We start from the raw sequence: 12,186 nt of genomic DNA on the forward strand, positions 1-12,186 counted from the left end.
CTGGAGTCGATCAGCTCGGCGAGGTTACCGGACGTGATCCGCTTGCGGGACAGGTCGTCGAGCCAGATCGCGACGCCTTCGTCGGAGAGGCGCTTGAGTGCGTCTGTCATGGGTTCTGCATCTCCTCGTTGGAATGTGTGCGGACGTCAGTGGGTCGTGGCAGCCAGGGACTCGCGGGCGGCGGCGGCAACGGCTTCCGCGCTGAAGCCGAACTCGCGGTAGAGCACCTTCGCGTCAGCCGAGGCCCCGAAGTGCTCCAGCGATACGATCCGGCCGTCCTCGCCGACGAAGCGGTACCAGGTGAGAGCGATGCCGGCTTCGACGGCGACACGTGCCTTCACCTCGCGGGGCAGGACCCTGTCGCGGTAGGCCTGGTCCTGCTCCTCGAACCACTCTACGGACGGCATGGACACCACTCGCGTGGGGATGCCGTCTGCCTGCAGCTGCTGTCGGGCCTCGACGGCGAGTTGGACCTCGGAGCCGGTGCCGATGAGTATCGCCACCACGGTGCCGACGATGTTGACGACCGAGGTCGAGAGGCTGATTAGCAGCGAGCTGGACTGGTCGATGCCGACCGACTGCCACAGGATCGATGAGTAGTAGAAGATCACGTTGATGCCGACGAACTGCTGGAAGACGGCCAGGCCGATCCCGGCCCAGATGATCGGCAGCAGTCCGAAGCGGCCGCCGAACAGCTCACGCATCCGGGGCTTTTCGTCGGACCTGAGCGAGTGCCCGATCTCCGAGACGCGGGCGTTGGCGTCAATGCCAGGTCCTTCGACGTCGCGCAGCACGGTTCGGGCCTGGTCCAGGCGGCCGGTGGCGACCAGGAAGTGCGGGGACTCGGGGATGCGCGAGGTGAGGACGTAGTAGCCGATTGCCGGGAGGACAGCGGCCATCAGCATCCACTGCCATGCGTCCAGGGGGCCGAGCGGGTTCTGGCTCTTGCCGTCGGCGCCCTGGGCGATCGCCCAGTTGACGAGTTGGGAGGCGGTGATGCCGAGCACGATCGCGGCCTGTTGGAAGGATGCCAGGCGGCCGCGGTGGCTGGCGGGGGCGACTTCGGCGATGTAAGTGGGGCCGATCAGCGAGGCGAGGCCGATGGCGATGCCGCCGAAGACCCGCCAGATGCCCAGGTCCCACACGGAGAAGGGCATGGAGGAGCCGAGCGCACTGATCGCGAAGAGCGCGGCGGCGATGTGCATCACGCGCAGCCTGCCGATGCGGTCGGCGAGGCGTCCCGCGATGGCGGCGCCGATGGCGGAGCCGAGCAGCGCGGAGGCGACGATGGTGCCGGTCTCGCCGGATGAGACGTTGAAGTGGTGCTGGATACCGGTGAAGGTCCCCGGGGCAGCCGGGTGGATCGACCTGACCCACCGGCGGTGCTGCGCGAGCAAGGGAGAATCAAGAACATCCCATCCGAGGTCGTCTATTTTCTTCTCTCGTCGGGCGGATCTGCGCCTTACAGCCAGACCGGGATGGCGTCGCTGATGAACCCGGAGATGACCGCACCGCAGGAGACCCGCGTGCGGCTCTATGCCGAGAATGTGGCCGAGCTGCTGCTGAACGGCCTGTCGCTGCCCCGCTGAGCTGATGCCGTAGCCGGGCCGAGGCACCGGCCGCCTCCGGCTGCACCCGTACTACACGCGGTCGGCGCTCCGTACGACCAGCAGAACTACTGCGACGCGATCGCGCCGCTGAAGTACCTGCGCACAGTGCCCGGCACCATCCGCGAGAAAAACCTCGGTTCCCTGGCCAACTGGCCCGACGCCCGGCTCGCCACCTCGCTCTACGAGTGCGGAGTGGGCGTTCTCGGCTCCGGCCGGAGCAGCGCCGCCGCGAACGGCGGGGACCTCGGCGAGCTCCTGACCACCTTCCCCCAGTCCCCTCAGGCCGCGAAGGTGGAACCGGCCGTCAGCTCCATGATCGACAAGGTCGCCAAGGGCCTGAAGGGCGGCGATCCCTGCTCGGCCAATACTCGTCTGCACACCCTCAGCGTCCAGGCCTCGGCCCTGCCCGGGGAGAGGGCGGGCGTGGCCGGCCGCCCTGAGCAAGGACGCCGGCAAAGCCGACAAAGCTGTGCAAGCCGGTACATACGCATGTGGCGTGGACGAGTACAAGGGCGGCCATTTTGATGCGGCGCTCAAGACGATGAACGACTTCGTCGGCACATACAAGCACGACAACAACCGGGCACGCGCCAAGAAGATCGCCATTGCTGCCGAGATAGCCCAGGTCCTGCCCGCCGCCGGCCGGCATCTGCCCTCGACGGCCTCCGGCGGCGGCATATCCGTCAAGGTCAGCAACGACAGCCCCGACGAGGTCGAGATCCTCTGCACGGGCCCCGTCACCGGCAGCTTCACGCCCAAGGCGTGCGGCGGCTGCACGGCATACGCCAACGACCTGGCGGCGCAGGTCAGCGCCTGCAAGGACAGCAGCAGGAACTACCCGCAGAAGACGATCAGCCTGCCCGCAGGCACCCGCGGCCGCTAAGCTCCTCCACCAGCCGACGACCGGAGCCCGGGGCCCCGCGCCGCCTCCGTACGCTCTTGACCACGGGGGAAGGGCTTCTGGGAGACTGCCACAGTGACCCACCCGGACGACGCCAGCAGCAGGATCCTGCTCCGCCGTGGTTTCGCTCTTGAGTACGCCACTCTCGGCTGGAACGTGATCGGCATCGTCGTGCTGGCGGTGGCCGCGCTGTCGGCCCGCTCGGTGGCACTGGCCGGGTTCGGCCTGGACTCACTGATCGAGATCGGCGCCTCGACCGTGGTGCTGTGGGAGCTGTCCGGCACGGGCGAGGACCGCCGGCGCCGGGCGCTGCGCCTGATCGGGAGCGCGTTCACGCTGCTGGCGGCGTATCTGCTGGTGCAGTCCACGGTGGCTCTGGCCACCGGCTATCAGCCGCGTCACTCGATGCTGGGCATGGCCTGGACGGCGGTGACCGCCGTGGTGATGTCCGCCCTCGCGGCAGGCAAGGCCCGTACCGGGGCAGCGCTGGACAACCCTGTCCTGGCAACGGAGGGGCGGGTCACCTTCGTCGACGGACTGCTGGCCACCGCCGTCCTGCTCGGCCTGGCGCTCAACGCGAGCCTGGGCTGGTGGTGGGCCGACCCCGCCGCCGGCTACGTGCTGGTCTACTACGCCGCCCGCGAGGCCCGGCACATCTTCTCCGACGGTCACTGACCGCCCGCCCGCCCGCGACAACACCGCAGGAGGATATTCCACAGCAGGTGGGTTGATCGGGGTCCGTACGATCTGCCGTGCCGGACCCGCACATGAAACCACCTTCCACGCTGATCTCGACCGAGGCCGTCAGGAGGTCGGTGGCGTCAGCCGCGCCAGCAGCAGGGTCAGGTCGTCCGCCGTACCCGCGGTGAGCGGGCTGTCCATGATCCGGCCGCACACGCCGGACAAGCCGTCGTCGGCGTCCTCGGCTTCGTCGATGTCCTTGACTTCGTCCAGCGCCCGGGCCAGACGGGCGATGCCGACGTCGATGTCGGCATCGCGCGACTCGACCAGCCCGTCGCTGTAGAGCAGCAGGAGCGTCGACTCCCGCACCGGTATGTCCACCGGTTCGCCGGTCCAGTCGCCAAGCCCCAGAGGGAGTCCGGCGCTGAGGGCGACGGTCTGGGCGGGGCCGCCGTTCACGCGGATCAGCGGCGGCGGGTGGCCGGCCGAGATCAGGGTGCAGACGCCCCGCCGTAGGTCCCACTCGGCGTAGACGCACGTAGCGAAGGAGGCGCCGGGGGTGTCAGCGGCGAGCGCATCGAGCCCCCGCATCAGCCCCTGGGGGTCGACGTCGAGGCCGGCAAGGGTGCGGGCCGCGGTCCGCAGTTGGATCATGGCGACCGCGGCCTCGGGCCCGTGACCCATCGCGTCGCCCACGATCAGGCCGACGCGGTCATTCGAGCGCCGGAGCACGTCGAACCAGTCGCCGCCCACGAGATCGCCGTCCCCGGCGGGCCGATAGGCATGCGCGACCCGGCAGCCCTCGACTCCGGACGCGGCGCCGGTGGGCAGCAGGCTCGCGCGGATGGCCAGGGCCGTGCGGCGTTCGCGCTCGTAGAGCCGGGCGTTGTCGAGCGCGACGACAGCGCGTGTGGCCAGTGACTCCAGGGCCGCGACGTCGGCGACCGAGAAAGCCGGCTCGCCCTCGCCGCGGGTACAGGCGATGAAGCCCACCGCCGAACCGCGCAGCCGTAGCGGGGCCACCAGGAATGACGTGGAGCGCAGCAGCGCGTCGATCCGGGCGTCGCCGGGGCCCGAACTGGCCAGCCGGTCCGCGGTGTGGGCGTCGACGGCTGCGAGGATCTGCGGCTGGCCGGTGGCCAATGCGCGGGCGTAAGGGGTGTCGCGGGGGAAGACCAGCACCTCCCCTATCGGCAGGACGTCGCTGTACTCCTCGCGCGCGCCCGGTCCCATGCGCAGGGCGAGGCGCCGGGCCTCGATGCGGGGCGGGTCGACGGGCATCCCCGCCGACTCCCCGACCAGCCACCGCTCCAGCACGTAGACCGATGCCGCCCGGCAGAAACCGGGGGTCAGCGCGTGGACTACATGATCACCTGTCGTGCGCAGGTCGAGCACGGATCCTATGGCGTCGCCCGCGGCCGAGGCGGTCAGCCGACGCCGTAATGCGGCCGTGCCGAGGAGCGGTCCGGCTTCCGCGCGGCTTCGCTCCGGCGGGTGCATCGCGTCTTCCAGCACGGCCGCGCCCTTCCTCGACAAGAATCCTGGCATACCGCACCGGTCGTGTACCGGGCACGACGACCACGGAAGATCCTAGGATGCATCGTCAACTGTCATATTCAGAAAGGACGTTGATGTGAACGATCGCACAGGCGTGCCGGAGGGTGTCGATCCCGGCAAGGCGAGTGTCGCCCGCATCTACGACGCCATGCTGGGGGGCGGCCACAATTTCGCCATCGACCGCGAAGCGCTGGCCGCCTTCACCGCGATCGATCCGCAGGTGCGCTCGCTGGCCCGCGCCAACCGTGCCTTCCTGGGCCGGGCGGTGCACTTCCTCGCGGCCCATGGCGTACGGCAGTTCCTCGACCTCGGGTCCGGTATCCCCACCCAGGGCAACGTGCACGAGGTGGCACAGGCCGCCGCGCCCGGCTCGCGCGTGGTCTACGTCGACAACGATCCCGTGGCGGTCGCCCACAGCTCCTCGCTGCTCGCCGACACCCCACTCGCCGCAATCGTCAACGCCGACATCCGCGACCCCGAAGAAGTACTGCGCTCGCCCCAGGTACGGGAACTGCTCGACTTCGACCAGCCGATAGCCGTTCTGATGATCACGATCCTGCACTTCATCACGGACGACGAGGACCCGGCCGCTCTGGTATCGGCCTATCGTGACGCCCTCCCCGCCGGCAGCTGGCTCGCGCTCACCCACGCCACCGACGAGGACCGCCCGAACACCGCGGCCGCCGTCGGCAAGCTCTACCGCTCGAAGGCCACCTCTCCCGTCACCGCCCGCTCGCGCAAGCAGATCCGGGGACTGTTCGACGGCTTCGGCCTGGTCGACCCCGGGCTCGTCTATGTCCCGCTGTGGCGCCCCGATGCCGAGGACGAGATTCCCGACAACCCCTCGGAGTTCTGGGTGTTCGCGGGCGTCGGCCGCAAGGACGGCTGATGCCGGAACGCCGACGGCAGTATGCCGTAGTGCGCCCGGAGGGAGCCGCCTGAAGGAAGGGGCCGGGGAGAGGGGCCGTACGGACCGGCTGACCGCGTCCGGCACCCCCGCCCGGCTCACGGCACAGGCCGCCGGAGGCCAGGAGCCCTGTGGGGGGCCACGGAGAAAGGAACTGGGGCGGACGGCTTGCCGTGTGGGTCAGCCGGCCGCCCGTGCGGTCAGCTCGGTCGTACTCCAGTCGGTGACCGACGCCCTGTCCCAATACAGCCGGCTCGGACCGCGGCGCCTGGCCGACGTTCTGCTGGGCCGCCTCGAAGTCAACGGCGGCGCCCCCGACGACATCGCCCTGGTCGCTGTCCGCCTGTGACCATCTGCACCTCTTCGTCGGCGGGCACGCTTACCGATCTTGTCGGCACGAAGCTGCCATGTGGCCGCGTTGGCGGACCTGGCCCGCGAGAAAGCGATCACGCAAAATGATTGTGTCGCCTTTACGAAGTGAGCAAGAGTGTCCGGTCAATCATCAGAGGGACCAGCCGCACCGGAGTGCGGCAGCCGGGCCGGGCCCGCGAAGAAGCGGATCTGGTCGGCGCACTGGGGGATCTCCTCCTCCAGGACGACCCGGCGGATCTTCCCTGTCTCCCGGCACTCCGCGTCGGCGAACTCCTGGGCTCGCACGACCAGGGCATCGGCCAGTGACAGCAGCGCTTCCTGGCGCTGCGCGCGGGTGGTGGCCGCCCACTCGGGGAACGCCGCCTGTGCCGCGCGCACGGCACGGTCGACCTGCGCCGGGCGTGCGGTCGCGCCCCGTCCCGTCGAAGCTGTCGGTCCAGTTGGCGTCCCAGCCGAGTTCATCGGTGGTGACGGCGGTCGCGTACACGGCGACCAGCACCTCTCCCGGCGCGGGCTGCGGCCGCGCAGCCACCTCGTACACCAGTTGCTCGGGACGGCCCCGGCGATGCTGGGCGGGCTGTCAGCGCCATCGAGGTGTCAGGCCCGTCGGGCGACCGGGGAAGAGGACGCCGTCCTGGTGTCCAGCTGCTCCAAACGGCGCCGGGCGGCCCGTAGGAAGCGGTCGTCGGGACCGGGGACCGCTTGGCGCAGCGCGATCAGGTCGGGGGCGATGCGGCGGAATTCGACGGGGTCGGTGACGCGCTCCCAGCAGTGGTGCGCGTTGTCGACCGCGGTGCCCGCCTCGGGCGTGTCCGGGCCGTGATGGCGCAGCAGGGCGTGGGCGACGGCGATGCACAGTTCTGTGGCCCGTACGTAGTCGTCGGCGCGCCGTGCCAGGTCGGCCCGGATCTCCAGCCAGTGCCGTGTTTCTGGGGAGTCGGGCCCCGCGGTCCGCAGCGCGTGCTCCTCCATGGCGGCCACCATGGCGGCCGCCTCCGTGTGGCGTCCGGCCTGTGCGGCTTGCCAGATCGCCCGGTGCGGATCCGGCAGCGGCTCGGCCACCTGCGCGGGAACCGCCGTCAGAGCGGTGGCGGCGTGCCGGGATACCTGCCCGCCGAGCCCGCTGTGGGCAGCCACGTGTACCGGTGACCGGAGTGCGGCGGCTGGGGCGTCGGGCGTTGCCGGACCCGGGCCCGGACGACGTGCCGGAGCCCGGACCTCTGCTGCGGCCGGTGTCTCGGGGCGAGCCGGGCGGGCGGCGGGGGGCAGCGCACGCGGGCTCAGTGCTCCCGCTGCGGACGCGCCGCTGACCGCCGGGAGCACGCGGCACACCTCGCGCGTGAGCGGGTCGAGATGTTGGCGCGCCTCCTCCGCGAGCCGCCGCATCCGCTGCTCGGTCTCGCGCGAGCCCGCGTCGTACCAGATCACGGGAACCGCCGGATCCATCGGAGCCGAACGTACCGCCCCTATATCCCCGTGGTCCTCCGGCGGACGCATCCACAGCCCGCTCCGGACCACTTCCAGCACCGCGCCCGGCGCGTATTGGTAGATGTACTGGTACACCCCGCGCATGGTCTCCGGAATGCCGGGCAGCGGACGACGGTGGGACACGATCTCGGGCGGCGCCGCCGCCGCTGGTGCCGCACCGCCGCCCTCCGGTCGCGGAACGTGGCCGAATTCCCGCGCGAAGGGGCGCCAACCGGGAGAGCCGTCCTCGCAGATCGTGTACATGTCGGCACTGTGGTCTCCCGCCCGGCCAGTGGGTAGCCCGGTGCACAGCCTCACCGGAACCCGCAGCAGATCAGCCAACTCCTGCCCGAGACCGCCGCTGGCCTCCGGGACTGCCACCGGACCGTACTGGACGAACCGGACCGCGTTCCGGGCGGCGGGCTGGAGCGCGTCCCACAACCGCGCCACCTCCTTCAGCGGCAGGGCGGGCGCGCCCGGGCAGCCGAGTACGATCGTCAGCAGCTCCGCCCGGAACAGCAGGCCGCCGACCAGTCGTTGCCGGTGGTCGTGCGGATCGTCGCCCATGGGCCTGGCCCACACGCCCGCCGGAAGGGCCTCGGCGACCGAGACTTCGCTCGTGTACCAGGGGCCGTTCTCCTCGTCGGGCTCCCAGCGAGGCTTGGGGAATCGCCGGGACTCCCGTCGAGGTGGAACGCCCGGCCGGAAGGTCAGCCAGCCGGCGCCACGGTCCGTGGGCACGAAGAGAACACCGCCCGCGGTGGGCGTCACCGGTCCGTCCGGGGCGAGCAAGGGACGGCGGAGCCGGTCGGCCAGCATCTGCGCGATCGCCGGTGATGTGTTCCCATGCTGCCGCCCGAAGATCAGCCGCAGACCCTCGTTCTGCCGTTTCAGCAGTCGGACCACGGACGTCCACCACTCCGCGGGTGCGTCCAACGGCAGGTCCAGCACCACCACGGTGTGCTCCGGGTCCCGCGCCACACCGCCCGCCAACGCCTGCGCCTGCGGGTCGAGTCTGCCTGCGGGGTAGATGAGCAACGCCTCGCCGACTTCGACGCACGCCAGCGGAGACTGGCCCCCGAAGCGCCGTCTCAGCGCCGGCCCCCCACCGGGCCTCGGAGCAGGCGTCACCGGCTCCCCGGGCTTCACGCTGAACCCTCCCTGCGCATCGGGCCTGGCGACATCGGCCTCGCCACACGCGGGCCGGACTCTGACGGGGCAGGGGGGAATCCCGTGGAGACCAGCACACACCTACCGTATGACATGTCGTAACGTGCTCGGGGCCGGGGGCGGGAGGCGGGTCCGGAAGGACCGCGAAATGTGCCCGTTCGTGCATGATCCGGTGTCCTCGCGCCGCCCGTTCGAGGGCCGGGCCCCGCGTAGTTGGGGAAATGGCAGCGGAGGCCGACCATGACCGTAGCAGGACCGTAGCAGGCGGTGAAAACGCCGCGCCCGTGGGCGTCGGGCCGCACCGGGATCATGCGGCGAGCATGGTGGACCAGAGGGTGTTGACCACCCGGGCCGGGAGGTTCGGATCGTCTTCGCCGGTGCGGACGTACGCCGCGAAGTAGGTGCCCATGCACAGGTCCGCGAAGAGGTCCAAGTCCAGGTCCGTCCGGATTCCGCCACGTGCCTGGACGGCGCGGAGGGTGTCGAGAAGCCGCTTCCGCCGGGGCTTCACCGCGTGCTCGCGCACCAGGTCCAGAAAGCCTGGCGGGTGCTCGGACTCGGCCAGCACATTCCCGATCAGGGTCATCCCGGTCTTGCTGCGTCCACGGGGATTGGCCCGCCGCACCGCCTCGATCACCGCTTCCCGCGCGGACATCGTGTCGAGGTCCATCGGCGGGTATGCGGCCTGTTCGGCGCGGAAGCGGTAGTCGAGCGCGTCCACGACGAGATCGTGTTTCGTCGACCAGCGGCGGTAAACCGTCGGACGGGTGACACCGGCGTCGGCGGCGACGTTGCCGATGGTCATACGGGAGTAGCCCTCGGCGGCAAGTCGCTGGTGCGCCGCGCGAAGGATCGCCTCCTCGATCAGCGGGTCCCGCGGCCTGCCCCGAGGTCTCTCCAGTCGTTCCGTACCCATACATCCCCTCTCATCGGAAAAGACAACAAAGGTAACTTTACTTGACAGTCACGTAACGGGTTACCACTCTGGTAGAAATGGAACAAATGAATAGGAAGGTGTATGAAATGGGCACATCTGTCCTGGACCTCCCGTACGACGTCCCGCCCGACCCCGACGAGTTCATCCGTGCTGCCATGGAGTGGCACTTCAGCCCCGAGACCGGCTCGAGGTTCTGGCTGGAGCGGGCCGGGTCACTCGAATTCGACCCGCGGAAGGACGTCAAGAGCCACGAAGACCTCGCGCTCTTCCCGAACCTCATCAACGAGTTGCGTGACATCCGGATCGAGGACCTCATCCCGCGCGGCTACGGCGCGCACCCCGACGTCATCGGCGTCTACGAAAGCGGCGGCACCACCGGCGCGCCCAAGCGGGTCGTCGTTCTCCGCGACTGGTGGGACCGGACGGGAGCCTGGATGAGCGCCCATGCGGACGCGCACGGACTGCCGCGGAACGTGAACTGGCTGGGTATCACTCCGAGCGGGCCGCACTTCATCGGTGAGATCGTCGCCAAGCAGGCCATCGACCGCGGTGGCATCAAGTTCTCGATCGACATGGACCCGCGGTGGGTCAAGAAACTCATCGCCGCGGGCAAGGCCGGGGAGGCCGAGGCCTACGCCGAGCACCTCCTTGAGCAGGCGGTGTTCCCGTTGCGCACCCAGGACATCGGCATCATCCTGACCACCCCGCCGATGCTGGAACGGATCGCCCGCCGCGACGACCTGGTCGAGCTGATCAATGAGAAGGTGCAGGGGATCATGTGGGGCGGAGCGCACATGGACGGCGACACCCGGTACCTGTACCGGACCGAGGTCTTCCCCGGTGCGCGGCTCTACGGGTTTTACGGAAGCACGATGGTGCTCGGCGGTGCCGCCGAGCGCCTCGGCCTCAGCGACGACGATCCCTGCGTGTTCGACGCATTCTCGCCCTTCATCACTTTCTCCGTCATTGACCCGCAGACCGGCCGCAAGGTCGGCTACGGCGAGCGCGGCCAGGTCGTGATGAACCATGTCAGCAAGAACATGCTGATGCCCAACAACCTGGAGCGCGACCTGGCCACCCGGGTGGCAGCACCGGCGGGCACCGTGGGCGATTCGGTCGCCGACGTCACTCCGGTCGCGCTGTTCGACAACGAAGCCGTCATTGAGGGGGTGTACTGATGAACACCCGCACCCCGATCGCTTTGGACGCGCTGGGCCCGAACGGCCCCTACCGGGCGCGCAACAAGCTGGCCATCCCGGACGTGGCGGGCAAACCGTTCGCCGAGCTGAGCCTGGTGCCGAAGCTGTTCGTCACCCGTGCCATGTCCGCGCTGCGCAAGGCCGAGACCCTGCCGCTGGAGGACCGCCTGGCGGCGCTGGCCAGGGCGGGTGAGCTCTTCGCCACCGGAGAAGTCGACGGCATGTCGGCCGCCGACTACCAGTACAGGGTCAGCCGGATGTCGGGCACGCCGCTGGCCATCGTACGGACGGCCGTCGCCGGCATCGCCGGCATGGCCGCCGGGGCATACCGCAGCCTGCAGGCCGCCCGGCCCGTCGGCGCGGTGAACGACTGGCGCGACCCGAACGCCCGGCAGGGCACAGCGGTGTGGATCCGGCGTGGGGACGTCTTCGCGGTGCACGCGGCAGGCAACCATCCCGGCGTGCACGCACTGTGGCTGGAGGCCCTCGCGGCCGGCTACCGGGTGGCCATCCGCCCGTCCCGGCGGGAACCGCTCACCCCGTACCGGCTGATCTCCGCGCTGCGTGCTTCCGGGTTCGGCGACGACCAGGTGGTACTGCTGCCCACCGACTACGAGGCCGCGGACGAGATCCTGCGCCAGGCCGACCTGGGCATGGTCTACGGCGGGCAGGAGGTCATCGACAAGTACGCCACGGATCCCACGGTGCTGCCGAACGGGCCGGGCCGGTCGAAGATTCTGATCACCGCCGACTCGGACTGGCGTGACTACCTCGACATGATCGTCGACTCGGTCAGCCACGAGGGCGGGACGGCCTGCGTCAACACCACGGCGGTGTTCGTGGAGGGTGATCCGACGCCGGTCGCGGCGGCGATCGCCGAGCGCCTCTCGGCGATCCCGAGCCTGCCGCCGGAAGACGAGAAGGCGGTGCTCACCGCCTACTCCCAGGCGGCCGCGAAGAAGGTCGAGGGCTACCTGCTGGCCAAGGCCGCGGGGACCAGGGCGCACCTGGGCGGCGACGCGGTGGTGGACACGCTGGGCGACGGCAGCGCCGTGCTGCGGCCCGCGGTGCACCAACTGGACAGCCCGCACGCCGAGCAAGCCAACATCGAGCTGGCATTCCCGTGCGTATGGGTGGCACCGTGGACCCGGGAGGCGGGCACTGCTCCGTTCAAGGAGACCCTGGTCCTCACCGCGGTCACCAAGGACGAGCAACTGCTGGACCGGCTGCTCGCCGACCCGACGATCAGGAACCTCTACATCGGCAACCACCCGACGTACTGGATGGCGCCAGGCGTCCCGCACGACGCCTATCTGGGCGAGTTCCTCATGCGCACCAAAGCCGTCATCCGTGACTGACCGGATTCCCGGCGCGCGGAGGACGGG

Annotated in this window: 13 protein-coding genes; 8 read left to right on the plus strand and 5 right to left on the minus strand. The window is 70.1% G+C overall.

Annotated features, from left to right (window positions below):
* Positions 1 to 146: 146 nt before the first annotated feature.
* Positions 147 to 1,397: an MFS transporter gene (locus FCI23_RS34390; protein WP_407646066.1), complete on the minus strand. Its 1,251-nt coding sequence runs from the start codon at positions 1,395 to 1,397 to the stop codon at positions 147 to 149.
* Here FCI23_RS34390 and FCI23_RS56950 point away from each other — a divergent pair.
* The 4 genes from FCI23_RS56950 to FCI23_RS34405 all read left to right on the plus strand — a co-directional run bounded on the left by FCI23_RS56950 (position 1,383) and on the right by FCI23_RS34405 (position 3,186).
* A complete protein-coding gene (locus tag FCI23_RS56950; RefSeq protein ID WP_169317064.1) occupies positions 1,383 to 1,589 on the plus strand; it encodes a hypothetical protein in 207 nt (68 codons plus the stop codon). The two genes, FCI23_RS34390 and FCI23_RS56950, sit on opposite strands and share 15 nt — an antisense overlap.
* 126 nt (positions 1,590 to 1,715) lie before the next feature.
* Complete coding sequence (locus FCI23_RS34395) at positions 1,716 to 2,135, plus strand: hypothetical protein (protein ID WP_136728100.1); 420 nt, start codon at positions 1,716 to 1,718, stop codon at positions 2,133 to 2,135.
* On the plus strand, positions 2,107 to 2,493 hold the full coding sequence (locus tag FCI23_RS34400) for a hypothetical protein (RefSeq protein ID WP_136728101.1): 387 nt from the start codon (positions 2,107 to 2,109) through the stop codon (positions 2,491 to 2,493). The genes FCI23_RS34395 and FCI23_RS34400 overlap by 29 nt, the downstream gene beginning before the upstream one ends.
* Positions 2,494 to 2,586: 93 nt before the next feature.
* Positions 2,587 to 3,186 carry a cation diffusion facilitator family transporter gene (locus tag FCI23_RS34405; RefSeq protein WP_136728102.1) on the plus strand — a complete coding sequence of 200 codons (600 nt, stop codon included), beginning with the start codon at positions 2,587 to 2,589 and terminating at the stop codon, positions 3,184 to 3,186.
* Between the two features lie 129 nt (positions 3,187 to 3,315).
* Here FCI23_RS34405 and FCI23_RS34410 read toward each other — a convergent pair whose 3' ends face one another.
* Positions 3,316 to 4,728: a PP2C family protein-serine/threonine phosphatase gene (locus FCI23_RS34410; RefSeq protein WP_322973926.1), complete on the minus strand. Its 1,413-nt coding sequence runs from the start codon at positions 4,726 to 4,728 to the stop codon at positions 3,316 to 3,318.
* A gap of 97 nt (positions 4,729 to 4,825) precedes the next feature.
* On the opposite strand from FCI23_RS34410, the gene FCI23_RS34415 reads away from it, so the two are divergent.
* Both FCI23_RS34415 and FCI23_RS34420 read left to right on the plus strand, forming a co-directional pair.
* Positions 4,826 to 5,638 carry an SAM-dependent methyltransferase gene (locus tag FCI23_RS34415; protein WP_136728103.1) on the plus strand — a complete coding sequence of 271 codons (813 nt, stop codon included), beginning with the start codon at positions 4,826 to 4,828 and terminating at the stop codon, positions 5,636 to 5,638.
* A gap of 193 nt (positions 5,639 to 5,831) precedes the next feature.
* Positions 5,832 to 6,005 (plus strand): hypothetical protein, encoded by a 174-nt coding sequence (locus FCI23_RS34420; protein WP_211265564.1) that lies wholly within the window; start codon positions 5,832 to 5,834, stop codon positions 6,003 to 6,005.
* A gap of 146 nt (positions 6,006 to 6,151) precedes the next feature.
* On the opposite strand, the gene FCI23_RS34425 is transcribed toward FCI23_RS34420, so the two are convergent.
* The 3 genes from FCI23_RS34425 to FCI23_RS34440 all read right to left on the minus strand — a co-directional run bounded on the left by FCI23_RS34425 (position 6,152) and on the right by FCI23_RS34440 (position 9,581).
* A complete protein-coding gene (locus FCI23_RS34425) occupies positions 6,152 to 6,490 on the minus strand; it encodes an aldehyde dehydrogenase family protein (protein ID WP_136728104.1) in 339 nt (112 codons plus the stop codon).
* A gap of 135 nt (positions 6,491 to 6,625) precedes the next feature.
* The gene (locus FCI23_RS34435) at positions 6,626 to 8,644 is read right to left on the minus strand and encodes a hypothetical protein (protein ID WP_136728105.1); all 2,019 of its coding nucleotides are present in this window, start codon (positions 8,642 to 8,644) and stop codon (positions 6,626 to 6,628) included.
* Between the two features lie 328 nt (positions 8,645 to 8,972).
* Positions 8,973 to 9,581 (minus strand): TetR/AcrR family transcriptional regulator, encoded by a 609-nt coding sequence (locus FCI23_RS34440; protein ID WP_136728106.1) that lies wholly within the window; start codon positions 9,579 to 9,581, stop codon positions 8,973 to 8,975.
* 107 nt (positions 9,582 to 9,688) lie between these two features.
* On the opposite strand from FCI23_RS34440, the gene FCI23_RS34445 reads away from it, so the two are divergent.
* Positions 9,689 to 10,780 carry a phenylacetate--CoA ligase family protein gene (locus FCI23_RS34445; protein ID WP_211265565.1) on the plus strand — a complete coding sequence of 364 codons (1,092 nt, stop codon included), beginning with the start codon at positions 9,689 to 9,691 and terminating at the stop codon, positions 10,778 to 10,780.
* Entirely contained in the window at positions 10,780 to 12,159 is a 1,380-nt protein-coding gene (locus FCI23_RS34450) for an aldehyde dehydrogenase family protein (RefSeq protein ID WP_136728107.1), read from the plus strand. Before FCI23_RS34445 ends, FCI23_RS34450 begins: the two co-directional genes overlap by 1 nt.
* Positions 12,160 to 12,186 lie beyond the last annotated feature (27 nt).

Origin of the sequence: Actinacidiphila oryziradicis, from assembly GCF_005047355.1 — a bacterium.
Lineage (GTDB): Bacteria > Actinomycetota > Actinomycetes > Streptomycetales > Streptomycetaceae > Actinacidiphila > Actinacidiphila oryziradicis.

Excerpts from the sequence above, each read along its gene's own strand:
- FCI23_RS34440 (WP_136728106.1), bottom strand. The coding sequence starts at position 9,581 with ATGGGTACGGAACGACTGGAGAGACCTCGGGGCAGGCCGCGGGACCCG.
- FCI23_RS34450 (WP_136728107.1), top strand. The coding sequence starts at position 10,780 with ATGAACACCCGCACCCCGATCGCTTTGGACGCGCTGGGCCCGAACGGC.
- FCI23_RS34425 (WP_136728104.1), bottom strand. The coding sequence starts at position 6,490 with ATGAACTCGGCTGGGACGCCAACTGGACCGACAGCTTCGACGGGACGG.
- FCI23_RS34445 (WP_211265565.1), top strand. The coding sequence starts at position 9,689 with ATGGGCACATCTGTCCTGGACCTCCCGTACGACGTCCCGCCCGACCCC.